Annotated in this window: 15 protein-coding genes; 1 reads left to right on the top strand and 14 read right to left on the bottom strand. The window is 37.2% G+C overall.

What is annotated here, in order from left to right:
- Positions 1–63: 63 nt before the first annotated feature.
- Genes FGL89_RS00145 through FGL89_RS00135 form a run of 3 tightly spaced genes read right to left on the bottom strand, consistent with a single transcriptional unit; the run spans position 64 to position 4,238 of the window.
- Complete coding sequence (locus FGL89_RS00145; protein WP_014974479.1) at positions 64–1,245, bottom strand: pyridoxal phosphate-dependent aminotransferase; 1,182 nt, start codon at positions 1,243–1,245, stop codon at positions 64–66.
- A 19-nt stretch (positions 1,246–1,264) separates the two neighbouring features.
- Positions 1,265–1,798, bottom strand: a complete 534-nt coding sequence (locus FGL89_RS00140) for a cell wall elongation regulator TseB-like domain-containing protein (protein ID WP_014974480.1) — start codon at positions 1,796–1,798, stop codon at positions 1,265–1,267.
- A gap of 37 nt (positions 1,799–1,835) precedes the next feature.
- The gene (locus FGL89_RS00135) at positions 1,836–4,238 is read right to left on the bottom strand and encodes an exonuclease domain-containing protein (RefSeq protein ID WP_014974481.1); all 2,403 of its coding nucleotides are present in this window, start codon (positions 4,236–4,238) and stop codon (positions 1,836–1,838) included.
- 153 nt (positions 4,239–4,391) lie between these two features.
- Between FGL89_RS00135 and mvk the strand changes: the two genes are divergently transcribed.
- Positions 4,392–5,324 carry a mevalonate kinase gene (gene mvk, locus FGL89_RS00130; protein WP_147000250.1) on the top strand — a complete coding sequence of 311 codons (933 nt, stop codon included), beginning with the start codon at positions 4,392–4,394 and terminating at the stop codon, positions 5,322–5,324.
- Positions 5,325–5,376: 52 nt separating this feature from the next.
- Here the strand turns inward: mvk and FGL89_RS00125 are convergent, their stop codons facing one another.
- The 11 genes from FGL89_RS00125 to FGL89_RS00075 all read right to left on the bottom strand — a co-directional run bounded on the left by FGL89_RS00125 (position 5,377) and on the right by FGL89_RS00075 (position 17,104).
- The gene (locus FGL89_RS00125) at positions 5,377–6,210 is read right to left on the bottom strand and encodes a class A sortase (RefSeq protein ID WP_014974483.1); all 834 of its coding nucleotides are present in this window, start codon (positions 6,208–6,210) and stop codon (positions 5,377–5,379) included.
- A 262-nt stretch (positions 6,211–6,472) separates the two neighbouring features.
- On the bottom strand, positions 6,473–7,465 hold the full coding sequence (locus tag FGL89_RS00120) for an aldo/keto reductase (protein ID WP_014974484.1): 993 nt from the start codon (positions 7,463–7,465) through the stop codon (positions 6,473–6,475).
- 2 nt (positions 7,466–7,467) lie between these two features.
- Complete coding sequence (locus FGL89_RS00115) at positions 7,468–8,361, bottom strand: GDSL-type esterase/lipase family protein (RefSeq protein ID WP_014974485.1); 894 nt, start codon at positions 8,359–8,361, stop codon at positions 7,468–7,470.
- The gene (locus FGL89_RS00110; RefSeq protein ID WP_014974486.1) at positions 8,358–9,332 is read right to left on the bottom strand and encodes a ribose-phosphate diphosphokinase; all 975 of its coding nucleotides are present in this window, start codon (positions 9,330–9,332) and stop codon (positions 8,358–8,360) included. The genes FGL89_RS00115 and FGL89_RS00110 overlap by 4 nt, the downstream gene beginning before the upstream one ends.
- Before the next feature lie 40 nt (positions 9,333–9,372).
- Entirely contained in the window at positions 9,373–11,766 is a 2,394-nt protein-coding gene (recD2, locus tag FGL89_RS00105; RefSeq protein WP_014974487.1) for an SF1B family DNA helicase RecD2, read from the bottom strand.
- Positions 11,767–11,798: 32 nt separating this feature from the next.
- Positions 11,799–12,452 (bottom strand): histidine phosphatase family protein, encoded by a 654-nt coding sequence (locus FGL89_RS00100; RefSeq protein ID WP_014974488.1) that lies wholly within the window; start codon positions 12,450–12,452, stop codon positions 11,799–11,801.
- Positions 12,445–12,792, bottom strand: a complete 348-nt coding sequence (locus FGL89_RS00095) for a cysteine desulfurase (protein WP_014974489.1) — start codon at positions 12,790–12,792, stop codon at positions 12,445–12,447. Before FGL89_RS00095 ends, FGL89_RS00100 begins: the two co-directional genes overlap by 8 nt.
- A gap of 126 nt (positions 12,793–12,918) precedes the next feature.
- The gene (locus tag FGL89_RS00090) at positions 12,919–14,034 is read right to left on the bottom strand and encodes a BMP family lipoprotein (protein ID WP_014974490.1); all 1,116 of its coding nucleotides are present in this window, start codon (positions 14,032–14,034) and stop codon (positions 12,919–12,921) included.
- A gap of 142 nt (positions 14,035–14,176) precedes the next feature.
- The gene (locus tag FGL89_RS00085) at positions 14,177–15,625 is read right to left on the bottom strand and encodes an RsmF rRNA methyltransferase first C-terminal domain-containing protein (RefSeq protein WP_014974491.1); all 1,449 of its coding nucleotides are present in this window, start codon (positions 15,623–15,625) and stop codon (positions 14,177–14,179) included.
- Positions 15,625–16,536, bottom strand: a complete 912-nt coding sequence (rbsK, locus tag FGL89_RS00080; protein WP_014974492.1) for a ribokinase — start codon at positions 16,534–16,536, stop codon at positions 15,625–15,627. The genes FGL89_RS00085 and rbsK overlap by 1 nt, the downstream gene beginning before the upstream one ends.
- 121 nt (positions 16,537–16,657) lie before the next feature.
- Positions 16,658–17,104, bottom strand: coding sequence for a phosphate-starvation-inducible protein PsiE (locus FGL89_RS00075; protein ID WP_014974493.1), 447 nt, complete (start codon positions 17,102–17,104; stop codon positions 16,658–16,660).
- Positions 17,105–17,215 lie beyond the last annotated feature (111 nt).

Genomic DNA, 17,215 nt, shown 5'->3' with positions numbered 1-17,215 from the left:
TTAAATATTCACAATCAGCTGTGAATTGCTATATGCTTTTAACGCCTTTCTCCTATTTTTAAATTAAATATATTGTTTGAAAAAAATTGTTAGTCTTTGGATTGCTTCATCTAAAACAGCTTGATCTTTTGCATAACCCATGCGTAAGTAACCAGGCATTCCAAAACCCTCACCTGCTGGCAAAGCAACATGTGCTTCTTGTAAAATTTTGAGTGATAATTCATACGTGCTTGAAACGCCAGCAGCTGACAATATATTATCTGACACTTTGGGGAATAGATAAAATGCACCTTGTGGTTTAACTGCAACATGAAGTCCTGGTACGTTATTTAATCGATCAAATGTTGTATTTAACCTCTGCTCATAAGCCAACCGCATACTTTCAATAGCATCTTGTGGTCCCGTTAATGCAGCAATAGCTGCATATTGGGCTACTGCTGTAGGGTTTGAAGTTAAATGTCCAACAAGTTTATTCATGGCAGCAATGATTTCTGAACTAGCCAATGTCCACCCAATACGCCAACCGGTCATAGCGTAAGATTTTGAAACACCATCGACAATAATCATATGACTATCCTCTAGTTCCTGTAACTGTAATCCCGACGTGAATTGTGTTCCATTATAAACTAATTGACCATAAATTTCGTCTAAAATAACATAAGTATCACGTGTTTTAGCCCAGTCCAAAATATCAGTAATCTCATCCCTTGTATAAACAGCACCTGTTGGATTGGTAGGTGAATTGACAATAACAACTTTAATGGGGTCAGACACCATCTCCAAATCAGCTCGTGTGAGTTTCAAAGCTATATTATTTGCCTGAATAGTTTTTAGTTGCCCACCCGCCAATTTAATTTGCTCAACATAACTCACCCATAATGGTGCTGCTGAAACGACAACATCATTAGGATTGATTAATACTTGCATTAATGCATATAATGATAATTTTGCACCTGTTGTTACAACGACATTATTGCGTGCAATCACTGCATCATAGCGTCGCTTGACATCATCAACAATCGCTTGCTTTAATTCATCAAGACCACCTGCTGGTGTGTAAAAGCTGGTCTTATCAGCTTGAATGGCTGCAATAGCTGCAGTTGTAATGTTTTCAGGTGTCTGAAAATCAGATTCGCCAACACCAAGATTAATCACATCTATACCATCAGTTTGCATATCTTTAGCTAATTTACTCATTGCGAGTGTCGCAGCTGGGCTAATTGCTTGGGCTCTTTTTGAAATCATCTTTTCTCCTTATAATAGACTAAAGTCCCTTAATAACACGATAAGGCTTACCAGTTTTAAAATCTAAAGTCACATAGTTTAAGGTTTCGTTCTCACCTTTATAACTAACTTCCCAAACCAAAGCACGTTTATACTCACTAATGTTAACTGAATATATTTTTCTAGGCTTATAATTTTTGACAATAAGTCGTCGTATTTGGTCATTGCTCATACCATTACTGCGATTATGCATCGTGATACTATTATTTTTTGCATGAACAATGGCTACTTTTTCTTTGCCAGAACTTGTAGTCCCTATGACTGCATAAGTTGTTTGTTGACGATAATTGACATTAACTTTCTGCACAGTAGCAATGTCCGTTTTTTCTTTGACCAATCGCTGTAAACGATTTTCTTCATGACGCATTGGTGAAAGTGATAGGTAAGAATATCCTAGGCTAAGCGCCGCCAAAATGATACCGATGCCAACTAAAATAAACCAAATACGTGCCCAATGGACATGATCATGTTTCTTAGGTTGTCGTATTCGAATATCATCTTTAAATTGCATCATTATGTTGTACCCCCCTACGACGTCCTATGTTATTATATCAAAAATTTTTAAAAATTTGGCTATAAGACTGGTTCATGTTCTGCTTTTCATTAAAATTTGGCATAATATTAATTTGCGATTTGAAGCGGTGACGCTGCATCGCATTTAATTGCGTAATTAACATAGCTGATTCATGCCGCTGCATTTGTGTCAATACTAAGGCTAACCTTGACACAGGTTGCCATACTGATTTTTCGGGTACAATAACAATTGCTGGTAATTCCTGATCACGTAACCACATCGTCATAAATATCTTAGGCGTCACAATCATAATATTAGCTTGCTCTGCATGACTTTGTCGCTGGATTTTTTCCAGATTACCTGTCACACCTTCAGCAATCACATTATAATTCGTGGTGACTGTGTGACGCAACTTTTGGTACCAATGATTCACTCTTGACTCGTCTGGTACGATCATTAATATCTCACCCTGACTATATTGCGTTATCGCTTGTAAGTGTATAATTGGTGAAGCTTTTTGCATTTGGATAACTTGCACAGGTTTTGTTTCATTATGAATAAACTCACGTTCAACCGTTATCTCTTTTGGCACATCGCGTAAAAACTCACTCACATCACTGTCTAAATATTCACTGACAATTAATAGTTTATGGATATGTTTGATGAATTTATCTTGATATATTTGATGATCTAAAATATCAAATGATATCGTGGATTCAATTTGATCAGCCAGTTGTTCTTTATTCACAGTATAAATCACGTCTTTTTGCTGTTGCAGCCGTTTAATTTTGACAAGTTGAACTTCCGCATCATGCCACGCTGTTGGTATAGAGACAAAACCAATTTTAATAATGTCACTTAAATGCATTAAAACAATCAAAAGACGTTCCGTACGCTTGAGATTCGCTACAGTGTTATTTGATTGGTGAATTTGCTTAATTATTTTCAAAGCCTCACTCACACCTTGTTTAATAAATAATCGCTGTTTATGAGTTAGTCCAACTATTTCTCGATGAATCAGTTCTTTTAATGTTTGTTGAATTTCTGTTAACGGCAAGCCAACATGGAAATAATCTTTTAAATTTGACACAAACTGACTTGGTGTCTCCATCACGACAATCGGCCAATATTTTAACTGTCGATTCTGACGTAATTGTGTTGCTTGATTAAAATAGGTTTCAAAATTCATGATAAGCACATCAGCTTGTTTTGACTTAGCTTGTGCTCTTTTGAAATAAGTACTTTCTTCATCTCCACAAATCAATGGTAACATATCAATATTATTAGCACCTACTTGTATTTCATGCAGTAGTCCGGTGTTTGTTTGCGTCAACCACACCAATACACGTGCTTTAAAAATTTGTGTTTGATTCACGCCCTCATCGTTCACTAATAAGGTTGCAAAACGATTAATATCAATATATTTCTTGGCATCGTACAAAATAGCACTATTACATTTGATATCGAGTATTTTGGTTATTTTTTCTACCAGCGATAGTTGCTGAATTTGTAAACTTTCATCGTTGGTTAACAGTACAATCGGTCGTGATGCACGATTTAAAATTAGCGGTACAAGATATCCCAGTGTCTTACCAATTTTAGGAGCTGTTAAAACAGTTAAAATGCCATCTGAACGTTTAGAAATGAATTGATTCACTCGATTCATCAATTCATTTTGAGCCTCGTTAGGCGTTAACCAACGGCCAAAAAGCTGAAATTTTTGATGTACCGATGTCTGATACTGGGGTAATTTTTGATTTTCAACATTTGCAACTAGTATCTTCTTTTTGATGAACATACCATCAACGACTTCAAGATCAGAACGCTTATTCTTTGTTTTAATCAACTGTAAAAAATCTTGTGTCTGACGTAAAAGTGGCCAATTGCCTTGTTGTAATTGCTGTAGAACACTGTGTGGTAATTGCTCAGCATTATGCCATAACTTTAAAAATAATAATGCCGTTGCGTGTGCATCAGCATTCGCACGATGAGCATTGTTCAATGTAATGTGCAGATAAGTTGTTAAATCTAGTAGACGGTATCCTGGTGCAGTTGGTAATAAAATCTGAGCCAACTGCACGGTATCAATAGCCGATACCGTTAATAACGGAAATCCAGAACGTTCAAATTCGTCATTTAAGTACGGATAATCAAAATTAACATTATGGGCAATAATCACAGTATCTTTCAACAAATTTTGTAACAAGGGTGCTAACTCTTCAAAATACGGTGCATTTTGTACATCTTTTTGTGAAATATGCGTTAATTGTTGAATGTTACGATCAATTAAACGACCAGGATTAATAAAAGAATCAAAATGGTCAACAATCTTGCGATTCTTAATAAATGTCATACCTATTTGAATAATGCGTCCGCCCTTGGACACACTTTGCCCTGTTGTCTCCAAATCAACAACGACGAAGGTTTCATTGGCATTCATAAAAAAACACCTTTCCATAAGTTTTTTAAATTGTGATGTTAACTTTGCTGGCAATAATCAAATTTCAAGCAAAGTTAACATCACAATTCTCTTATTATTTTACACTATTTATTACTTTGCGGTACAATAGTATAGGATATTTGGAGAAAAAACATGATTAGTCAAACGATTGGTGTGGGTAAAGCCCATGCTAAAGTAATTTTAATCGGCGAACACGCCGTTGTCTATGGGCAACCTGCCATAGCTATCCCCTTAACTAACCTTACCGTAACTGCAACATTACGCCCCGCTTTTCGCGGACAAACCATTGAAAGTAGTAACTTTCATGGTGATCGAAGTGAACTAGGCGCAAATGTTGAAGGTTTACGACAGTTAATATTACGATTGCTAAATAAATTTCATCTTCAAGTCACGCCATTTACACTAGCTATTGATACTAATATCCCACAAGAACGTGGATTTGGTGCTTCTGCAGCTTTTGCCACTGCAATAATTAAATCTTTTTTTAATTATATGGATGAGTCATTGACAGCTGATGAGTTACGCTATTTCACCGACATTGAAGAAGGCATTTCTCACGGCTCAGCTTCTGGATTAGATGCTGCTACAGTTAGCTCCAATGATCCAATTTGGTTTGTTAAAAATGAGGAAATGACACCCTTTAGCATGTTACTAACCGGTACTTTAGTCATTGCTGATACTGGTATTCATGGTCAAACAATGCATGCCATTAGCATTGTAAAAAATCAGCTTGAAACAGACTATAATCGTACTTGGAATAAAATTGAACATCTAGGTCATATTGCTGAAAAAGTTCGGACTGATTTATCACAAAACAATCCAAAACACGCCGGTATGTTATTCACTGCAGCACATCATGAATTACAGTCATTAGGCGTTTCTCATCCTAAACTTGACAATCTCGTTAATGCTGCCATGCATGCCGGTGCCCTCGGTGCTAAATTAACTGGTGCCGGTATTGGTGGCGCGATGTTTGCTTTAGCTCAAAATAATAATGATGCAGTTACCATTGCCAATGCACTAACGAAATCTGGCGCTCAAAATACTTGGATTCAACCCCTATAAAAAACACGCACTTTTAAAACAGTGCGTGTTTTTTATAGGGTTGAATATATGACTATTTCGTACCACCAGCATCGCCATTAACGCCTTCTTCAATGCCTGGATTCCACCAATTAACACGGGCATTAGTAGAACGAATTTTTAAATTAAATTCACTGATATCACTTTTAGGTGCTTCTTGCCATGCATACGATTTAACCAGATGTGCATGTGTAATAATGCGATATTGAGTTGATGGGAAAAGGCAACTAATAATTGTTAATTCGGGTTGTACTGTTGGATTTAAAATGGCTACTTGTGAGGATTCAACGGTTTCTTGACCCGTAACCATATATCGATAAATGCCGTACTCATTGGCCATGAGTACAGTGGTATCGTTCATCCAAGATGAACCTTTTAACTTACCATTAACTAAATAGGGATTATCATGATTAATCGACTGTTGTAAAGCACTAAAACCAGTACGTCCATCGTTAAAATTATGAGCAGCTAACCCATAATTACCCTTTCCCATAACAGGTTCGTCTTCACCAGTTGGGTCGGTTTCTGAATGATTAGCATAATTAGCACCAGCATTTAAACCTTTATCTGAGTAAGCATCATTATAAATTGGCAATAAAATATTTTGGCTTGGAATAGCTACAAATCCTTGTTTTTTTAACCCTTTAACAGCATTCCTCATGACCATTTTTTTAATGGTAGTTACTTCAGTTTTATCAAGACGACTTTTTTTATTCGCAAGTGACCGTTCATGTTGATTGATTGGTTGAAGTATGGCATCTTTTACACCACCAATATTATTTTCATAAAAAAATGTACCACCTATTACCACAAGAAGACCTAAACAGCCAGTAATTAATGCGTTGTAAATGACATTACGCTTGTTCATTACCCTTTTCTGTATGCCTTTAATGAACAGTTGATATAATACACCGAGAAAAAATATTACTATGAAAAAAAGCATATAGAAAAGCAACTGCCCGCCTAAATGAGATGGCAATTCTTTAACATCAATTTTCGCGGACAACATAAATGATAATACCATATTCACGACCCAATTTTATCAAACATCATCAATTTACTAGCATCCCCACGATTCATAAAAATATAACTTATGTACGATACAAACCGCACTGGCTTGTACATTGTTTCTACTGTTTTAATACTTTTTCAATTTGTACTAACTCATCATCACTAAATGACATATTATCGCTAAATGCCAGGTTATCAAGCAAATGTTCAACTTTACTTGCCCCAATAACTACACTAGCCACACGCTGATCTTTTAACAACCAAGCAAGTGCCATTTGTGACAATTTTTGACCACGAGCCATCGCAATTTGATTTAAAGCATTTAATTTTGAAACTAATTTTTCTTTGCCATCTTCAAACAAGAAGGCATTTGTACGGTGAATTGGATAATCTTCTGGGATAGCATCCAAATAACGATCAGTCAACAAACCTTCTGCTAATGGCCCATATGCAATTAATCCAGCATGATTATTATCTAACACAGATAATAAGTCATCTTTCTCCACGCCACGATTCAACATATTATATGATACCTGATTACCAATAAAAGGCGTACCAAGTCGATCAAATATTTTAGCAATTGCTGCCGTTTGCTCTGCAGTGTAGTTTGAAACCCCGACGTACAACGCCTTCCCCTGCTTAACAATTAAATCAAGTGCCTGTGCCGTTTCTTCTAAACGTGTGTTTGGATCCCAACGATGCGCATAAAAGATATCAACATAGTCTAATCCCATGCGCTGCAAGCTCATATCAAGTGCGGCAACTAGTGTTTTTTTACCAGAAAATTCTCCCAATGGTCCTGGCCACATATGGTACCCGGCCTTGGTGGTAATAACTAACTCATCACGATAAGGTTTTAAATCATGACGATATACCTGACCAAATGTTTCCTCTGCAGTACCATTACTTGGTCCATAATTCGATGCATTGTCAAAACTAAACACACCTTGATCAAAAGCTTTTAAAATAACCTTTTTTGAATTTTCAAGTGGCATCTGATCTCCCAGATTCCGCCACAAACCAAATGAAACAGCTGGTAAAATCAAACCAGAATCACTCACTCGGCGATAAGGCAATTTCTCATAACGATTGTCATCTGCTGCATAAACCATGATTATAATCCTTTCAAAATTAGTTCTGCGATCCGCTGGTGATCAGCCATCAGCGGATGAACGCGTTCGTTATCAATTTGCCAATGTGATGTATCCAGAATAACAAAATTATCAAAACGTTTGATTTCCCGTTGATAGATTGTCTCGAAAGCACCACTAAATGGTATTAACAAAACCATTTTAGCAGAATGAAAGCGTTTTATCAATTCAAGTAGATAAATTCGCAAACCAAAGGCGAAAGCTTCTTGGGTGGCGCCATAATTAAAATCATTCGTGCCATAATTAATAATAACCAAATCAGTTACCACACGTGGCCGAATAACATTATCAGCGACATGCCAAAGTGCTTCAACCGCTGTTGGTTGCTGAAAAGGCGCACTAGCTGTTAATCCTGTTCCGCCATATGCAATACGATTTAAGGGCTTTTTTAAGGCCTCAGCGACTAATAAAGGGTAACTTAATTCTGGATGGTGTCCATTGACATCCATACTTTCACCAGCTGTAATTGAATCTCCCACAAACGTTATATAAGGGAGGTTCGAATTGACTGGCGTAACAATACCCTGATCCACTAATAATGTTGTTAGAGTGACAGGATGTTGCCAGAAATTCAAACTATCAGTACGCCATGTGCGTAATATAATACAAATATCTGCTTCATGTCCTCGTATGTCAATAGTCAGTTTTTTATCAATAACGACATATTCTGTCCATACACCATGATTAATTTGTACTTCAAAAGACAAGCCATCATACTCAGCGTCAAAAGCTAACTGTATTTTACTCACATCAACAGTATGACATATGACACTAGCGCCAAATTGTGTTGTAATAAAGTGATTCTCAACTATTCCCCATTCCGGGGATAATAACGCTGTTAACTCAATTTCTTTCATAATATGACATCCAAATTATCAGGACTTTTCATGATACTTTCAATACTTTCAAACGCATTAACGCGGCGTATTGCTTCGGCAAACATCGGTGCGACTGAAACCTGTTTAAGGCGACTGAATCTCTTGTTTTCAGGGACTTCAATCGTGTTAGTAACCAAAATATATTCAATTACCGATGATTCTAACCGCTTAACAGCATTATCTGATAATACCGCGTGTGGCGCAACAGCATAAATAGTTGATACGCCTGCCGCCGCTAATGCTTCAGCCGCAAGGACCATACTCGATCCAGTATCAATAATATCATCAACCAAAATTGCTCTTTTCCCAGTAACATCACCAGTAATTGCATACGGAGCATGTGGTGATACATTGTCTGTGCGACGATCAACAACCGCCCACTCAGCATGCAATAATTTAGCAAACTTACGTGCACGGCCAACACTTGAATGATCTGGTGCCACGACAACTAAATCATCACCTAACAAGTTATTTTCATAGAAATGATGACCCAACGTTGGCATTGATATTAAATGATCAACTGGAATATCAAAAAAACCTTGCACCTGTTCGGCATGCAGATCCATTGTAATCACACGTTTAACACCCTGTGATTCTAAAATATTGGCAATTAACCGAGCTGATATTGGTTCACGTGACCGCGCTTTGCGATCCGACCGTGCATACCCAAAATAGGGTAGTACAACATTGATCGTATTAGCAGATGCTCGGCGAGCTGCATCAATAAAAATCATTAGTTTCATAAAATTATCATTTACAGGATCAGAAATACCTTGAACAACGTAAACATCACGACCACGTACAGTATGTTCAATACGTTCGTAAATTTCGTTATCTGCAAATTGTCTCACATCTATAGGTGCTAGATTTGTATCTAAAATGCTAGCAATCTCAGTTGCTAAACCTGGATTACTCCCCAGGCTGAATAGTTGGTAATCAGGGCTTGTCATGATTTTCACTCCGTTTGTCTTCTTAATTCATTATAACAGGCTATTTGATATTTGGCATGAAATCATAAGGTGTCAGCCCATCTAGCCCAATTAATGGGTCAATAGCGCCAGTCATCACCATCTCTATCGTTAACTGATGATCAATAATCGCTTTATTGTTATGTTTTTTAGGTACTGTGTCTATTTCTTGACGCGGCCCATCAATCTGCAAACGTTCTTTTAAAAATGTTAAGCGTGTTGGGACAGCAGTTTGTGCCGCTCGGCTAAAGGCTGCATATTCTCCTACTAAGATGAGTGCTTCTTTGGCACGAGTAATCCCAGTGTAAAGTAAATTACGATTCAGCATTAATCCAAAATGTGTGGTTAATGCCATAATCACCAACTTAAATTCATTGCCTTGCGCTTTGTGAACAGTTGTCGCATAAGCTAAAGTTAATTGATTCAGATTTTTCTTTGGATAAGGTAATTCTTTCCCATCAAAATCAACAACTAACCGATCTTCATGATCACTATTACCCTTATCATTTTTATATTCCACAACAACAATTTTACCCATATCACCATTAAAAACATCACGCTCACTGTCATTTTCGAGTTGCAATACTTTGTCCCCTTGACGAAAAATAGTTGTGCCAAACTGCAAAGATTTTTGTGTTGGACGACTGGGATTAAAAAGTGCTTGCGCCATAGTATTTAAAGCATTCACTCCAACTGGTGTTTTATACATTGGCGTTAGAATTTGCAGGTCATCCTGTGTATAACCTTTTTTAACAGCTGCCTCTATAACTTGCTTTATGGCAGCATCCGCTTGTTCAGGGGCTACCATAAATGCTGAGCGATCTAACTGATTATTTAAGAAATCTGACGGCAATTCGCCTTGCTTGATATGTTGTGCAAGCGCGGTAATACTGCTACCTCGACCTTGACGATAGATGATTTCTAATTCAGCATGCGCTATGACACCACTATTCACTAAGTCAGCTAAAACGTTGCCTGGTCCTACTGATGGTAACTGGTCCGAATCACCAACGATGATTAACTTCATACCATTAGGCACTGCTGCTAACAGTTTCGCAGTTAACTCAATATCTAACATTGATGCTTCATCAATAATCATCAAGCCCCCAGCCAGTGGATTATCAATATTAAATTCAGGTTCATCTAAATCAGCGATGCCTAGTAAACGATGAATTGTTGTCGCTTCATAACCGGTCACCTCTGTCATCCGCTTAGCTGCACGTCCTGTGGGAGAAGCCATTTTAACAGCATAGGTTTTCAAGAACGCCTTAGCATCGTCTGCAAATTTAACACGATCCTTCAATAATTGGTGCCATGTTGCAACAATAGAACGCACAATGGTAGTTTTACCAGTACCCGGACCACCAGTCAATACAAACACCTGCGCACTTAACCCTAATTGAATTGCTTGTCGTTGCATATCATCCAAAGTCATATTCCCTGGTGTAACAAACGCATCACAAATATCATTTTCAGTTAAATCAAGTGGATTCTTAGCTTGTAATAAACGTTTTAAATCATGAGCCACCGATTTTTCCGCCGCATACAAACTTGCTGTATATAAGCGATCGTCATCAGCTACAAGTGTCTCGTTGTCAAGCAATGTATCAATTGCTAATTCAACTTCATTTGACATACTATTATCACGAAGCATGTGGATACTTGTTTGTTGCAACTGTTGGCGCGTTAAATAAGTATGACCATGTTGAAAACTAACGTTCATAATTGTTGCATACACTGCTGCTTGTAAGCGTCGTTTATCATCACGATTAATTCCAATTTTATGGCCAATTTGATCAGCAGTTTTAAAAGAAATACCATCAAACTCAAAAACCAAACGAAAAGGATCTTGCGTTAGAATATCTTGTGCCTCATTCCCATATTGATCAAACAACCGTCCTGCAATATCAGCACCAATTCCAAACTGATTTCCAACCTGAAACAAACGTTCTAATCCTAGATTTAACTGTAATGTCCGCGCTAGCTTCTTAGCTTGTGATTCTTTAACAATACCATCCAAAATACTAGTGTCATCCAAGATTAGATTGACTGCGTTTAATCCTAAATGATCGACAATTTTTTCTGCAGTTTTTTGACCAATACCAGAAAATTGTCCGCTAGCAAAATACTTAATCAAACCATTTTCATCTGGTGGTAATTCATTTTCATAACGTTCTACTTTAAGCTGTTTCCCATATTTAGGGTGACGCACAACATTACCATAAAAAGCATAAACACTACCTTCTTGTACGTCGGCAAAAGTACCTGTTGCAATAATTTCTGGTTCGTCCCAATCTTCTAATGTTGAATCATCAATTTGAATAGATAATATTTTAAAATACGAATCACTGGACGCAAAAATGACGTTTTGCAACGTCCCAGTAATTTTTTCTAATTGTTGTTCCTGATATGCCATATATTAAAGTGCCAGTAATCAGCAAGACACCATTAAATGGTTGTCGAGTCATCCTGTTTTTTATTGAGGTACGTCGTATTATTCCAATCGTCAATTTTAAAATGTTGACCATCTTGAGTTGATAAGATAGTTGTTGATGTATTACTCAAGCCACCACGTTCACGAATACTCATTCGTGGCTGTTGCAACAAATCATTGATCCCAAATGATAATTCCATGCCGTGTGACACGACTAAGATATTGTCATCCGGATAATGCTGAGCAATATTTTTAATAAAACGCGTAAAACGTTGGGCAGCTTTCGTGTAGCCTTCACCACCAAAATCCTGACCTTCAAAGGCATCCAAATTTTCACGATAATTATGAAATGCTTCTTTATATTTCAACTTGACATTGGCTACTAATTCACCCTCCCAATCTCCTAAATTGACTTCGACAATATTCGAACGTAGCGATAAAGGACCTTCATAATCTAGAGAACGTATAATATTTGTTGCAGTAATTTCAGCTCGGCGCAAAGGCGACGAAAACACACGTGCAAATGTTACATGCTTCAAATATTGCCCCACCTTTTGCATATCACTATAACTAGATGGCAAAAGATTTGAATCACCACTGCCACCTTGAAACCGACGTTCAAGGTTCCATTCAGTTTGTCCATGACGGACGAAATAAAATTTAGTCATTGTTAACCCTCTCTAGTACACCACGTGTCATCAATTCATCCATAAAAAAACGGTATAATGTAACGATTTCATCAGCATTCTTATTTTTAAAAATATCCACACGAACCACATCACCAGCGGATACTGTGCTGATCTTGAACCCTGTCAATTCACGATTAATTGATATTTTTAGCTGAATTGCATTATTAAGTGCTTTTTCTGGTTCCAATGCACGGTGTAAAACATGCACGCCTGCAGGATTCGTCACAAATCCTAAATCGCCTAGGGTGTATTTTTTAATGTTTTCACTTAATTTATATGTACCATCACTAGGGATTGTAACCTGTTTATCAAATGCCATATTATTTGCTTATTTAATCATTAACAATATATTATGCTAACCGTCTAAACAAGCTTCCTCCTAAAATGTACTTCATTTTAATTATACCAAAAAAGCACCACGACAGTGGCGCTCTCATTTAAAATATTAGAAGTTTTGGTTAAATGCAGAACCCTTAGGATGATTAGGCACTTTGATTGTGCCATCTATAATCGCTTTTTCCGCCTGCTTCACAACATTCATTTGTGATGCACTTAATTCTGACTCAGTTAAATAAACACCTTTTTCTTTTAAACCATAAGCAATTGTTTTCCCACCAGGGAAACTCTTGTCTTTGTTGTAAGTATCAGCGATATTTTTAACACCATCACCAACCGAAGTGATTGATGAAGCTAATGTTGATGTGACCTTTTTCCCATCTTTTGATGTATAGTTGCCATCAGATTTTTGGTCACGGTCAACACCAATGATATATAACCGATCCTTTGAATCGGCGGTTAACTTACTATTCTCAGCTTTAGCTTCAGCAAATGCACCGTTACCAACGAAACCAGCTGCAGCAAAAATTGTACGCGTACCTGAAGCATACATTGTTGCTGCTATTGTCTTCCCTTTGGCTGAATCAGTAAATGAATTGGCATATTGTTTTTTAATTTGTAACGATGGTTCTGTTGCCTTTACACCTGCTTCAAAGCCTGCATCAAAAGCATCGATGATATTACCATGAATGCCTCCGATAAAGCCAACTGATTTTTCGCCATTTTCTTTTGCTTTTGTAGCAGCAGCTACACCCGCCAAATATGATGATTGCTCTGATCGAAACATCACTGAGGCCACATTTTTATGATTTGATACAATATCATCAACTAGTACAAATTTCTGTTTAGGGTTTAACTTAGCAGATTTTTGGATGGATTGGTTTAATGAATAACCGATGCCATAAACAATTGTATATGCATCTTTTTTTGTTGCTAAATTAAAATTTTGATCCAAATCCGTACGATCTGTGGCACTAAAATAGGTTACTGGTGCATTTTGTCCAGCTTTTATTTTATTAGCTGTTGCATAGCTTTTAGCACCTTCCCAGGCTGATTGGTTAAATGAATGATCATCAACACCACCAACGTCCAAAACAAGACCTAGCTTTGCCACGTTTGTTTTATCAGCTGAATTTTTAGTATTTTTATTCACACTAGCATAAACACCGCCACCAATAACTAATACAGCAGCAATACTTGCTGCAATTTTAACAGATTTTTTCATTCTTATCTCCCTTATAATTATAACTTGAAATACCATATCACTATCATTATTAGATAACAGCCAGCTACAGCACAAGATATAATTATACGGTGTTTAAGATTATCGACAAGCCCTTTTTATGGGATTGACAAACTAACAATATTTAATAATTGTCATTTGATAGTGTGTTATCGTTTGGCTTAACAACAAAACGTAGCCCTTTTGGAAAAAAATTTTTTATCTGACCATCTACATAACGACCCCAGCCAACACCATTACCATTGGCTATCAACAGTATCCAACCTTTTTCGAACCTACTATCCGGACGAATCACATCCCCATGGACAAATTTTGCCCAATCATCATGAGATAGTTCATAATATTGCTTAAATTGTTTTGGACGTAATGCTAACGCTAAAGCATGTGCAGGCTCAAAACGTTTCTTTTTAAAGGTCCCCATCTCTAATCCAAGGCGAAGTATTTTCATTTTGGATATGTCTGGTGTATCATTCGGCGCCAAGTAAAGACGCTCACCAAATAACACCCACTGACGCCCCAAAACTGAAAAATCACGCATTGTTTCTTCAATAAATGCATTTAAAATTTCTTGACGATCTCGATCAAGCACTTGCGGCTTGAGATCTTGAATCGTTTGAGGCGTTGGTATCGCATGTTCTGATAGTTTAAGTTTTGCCACAAAATGGCCTTCACCGTTCAGCTTTTGCGGCCATAAACGTGCTGTCTTTTTTAATTCAATCTGTGTAGCCGTGCGACTTTCTGTTGTTACACCATCTGTGTATTGCTTATCTGCCCACTCTGGGTGACCATCACTAATATGACTACCACTTGTTTTAGCAATAGTTTCTACAGTAAAATCTGGATATTCTTGCAACAACCAAGCAATCATTTGTTCATCTTCTTCGGGTGAAAAAGTACAAGTTGAATAGACAAGTTCACCACCAGGACGCAACATTTTAACTGCTTCACGTAAGATTTCTTGTTGTAAGTCAGCCAGTTCTTGTGGAAAATCATGATGCCATTGTGTGACTGCTATTGCATTTTTGCGAAACATTCCCTCACCGGAACATGGCGCATCTAACAAAATTTTATCAAAAAACTGTGGTAATTGTTGACTTAATTCAGCTGGTGTTTGTGATGACACTATGGCATTTTGTACACCAATACGCTCAATATTTTCACTTAATATTTTTGCGCGGCTCATAAATATTTCATTCGACCATAACAACCCATCTTGTTGCATAAAAGCAGCCAAATGCGTTGATTTGCCACCTGGTGCAGCTGCCAAGTCTAAGACACGTTCCCCGGGATTCGGATGCAATACCTCGGCTACAAACTGAGCGGAGGGCTCTTGCGAGTACACAACACCCGTCACATGATCAATTGAATGGCCAAATACTTGTCCAAAATGCCCCCATTTACCATAAGGCACCTGCCCCTCATCTATTGTGTCACTCAAATTGGCATTACTTTTTAATGAATTGATCCGATAACCTTTTTGAATAGGTTGCTCAAAAGCTTGAAAAAATGCGTGACTTTCTTTACCTAATAAGCGTTCATATTTTATTTTAAAATCCTCAGGTAATTTAACCATCAATAACTATCAACCTCAATACGTGTTGGAATAGAAGGGATCGCTCCCTGCCTTGTGACAGCTATTGCACTTGCAGTACTTGCGCGATGTACAGCTTCATCAAGGTTACTAAAATCAGGTGCCAAAACACTGGCCAATGTGCCAATAAAAGTATCACCCGCAGCAGTTGTATCTTCTGCAGTCACTTTAATTGGCTTTTGCCACCAACGATGACTCCCATCAGCAATAAAAGATCCTGCATCTCCTAATGTGATAATACTACGTGGTACGCCCTTTTCTAATAACGCATCACTGACTTGATTAAGGATCTCTTCCGTATTCTCAACTGTCAATCCTGTTAATAATTGTGCCTCAGTTTCATTTGGTAAAATGATATCAGTCACAGCTGTTAATTCCGGTGTTAATTCGTAAACAGCAGGTGCTGGATTGAGTATTGTCTGGACATTATTATTTTTAGCAATCTTAAAAGCCACCGTAATGACATCTAGTGGCACTTCAAATTGTGCAATCAGTGTATCTGCACTAGCAATTAATTCCTCGTTTAAATCAGAAATTGTCAATGCTTGATTTGAACCACCATGAATTAAAATGGTATTGGCCCCATTATCTTGTAACATGATATAAGCTGAACCAGTTGGTACATCACCATTTGTCATGACAGAATCGACATTTATCCCATTGGCAAGTAATGTTGTGCGCATAAATTGTCCGTTGGTGTCATTCCCAACAGCCCCAATAAATGATACATCTGCCCCTTGACGTGCTGCAGCAACAGCTTGGTTTGCACCTTTACCACCAGGAGCAGTACTAACATCGGTTAAAGCCATTGTTTCCCCAACTAATGGCATACGCGGCATTTTCATAATATTATCAACATTCAAACTACCAAGTACAACAATTTTTTTTGACATAATTTTTTAAGCGCTATTAACGTCTCTTGAAACTAACAGCGCATTTCCTCCATAAAATTTATTGAAACAGATGAATCATAGTAACAAACACAATCTATCGTGTTTTTAAGACTGGATTACACTATATTGACTCATCAATATCGTTGTTTTCCTTATTAAGTTGCTTTGTTTTTGCACTAAGAAATCTATAAGTTGTTAACGCAATAACTAAGATTAAAATAGCAGTCGACAGCAAAACTGTTTTATTAGTTTGATCATGATATACCAAAATAGCACGAATCAATGCTGTTATGCCAATATACAAAAAACTTTCCATACTAATATGTGCGTCTTTAACAAAGTATTCTCTTACCAAACTCACAAACTCAAAAAACAAGAAAACAGCCAATGTTGATTCTGTGATCTCAGTAAAATGGTCACGCACATCATTAACGGTGAGCAATAGATGAGCCAAATTATAAACTTCTCTCAACAAAAAACCAAAAAGAACAATACCAATTAGAATAATTAATATATTCAAAATGTATTCAAAGTAGTTAGCTACCTTTTGATGCCACTCATGTTTCATAATTCATTTCCTTTTTTGTCGTAAATTTATCATACATTTTCGTTAGACTGGTAACAAGTATAACGCTTGCCTTATCATTTTTCACGTGATAAGGACTGGGGAATAATCTAC

The sequence above is a fragment of the Leuconostoc carnosum genome, assembly GCF_007954525.1.
In the GTDB taxonomy this organism is placed as follows: domain Bacteria; phylum Bacillota; class Bacilli; order Lactobacillales; family Lactobacillaceae; genus Leuconostoc; species Leuconostoc carnosum.
This window is presented reverse-complemented; position numbering and strand designations above follow the sequence as displayed.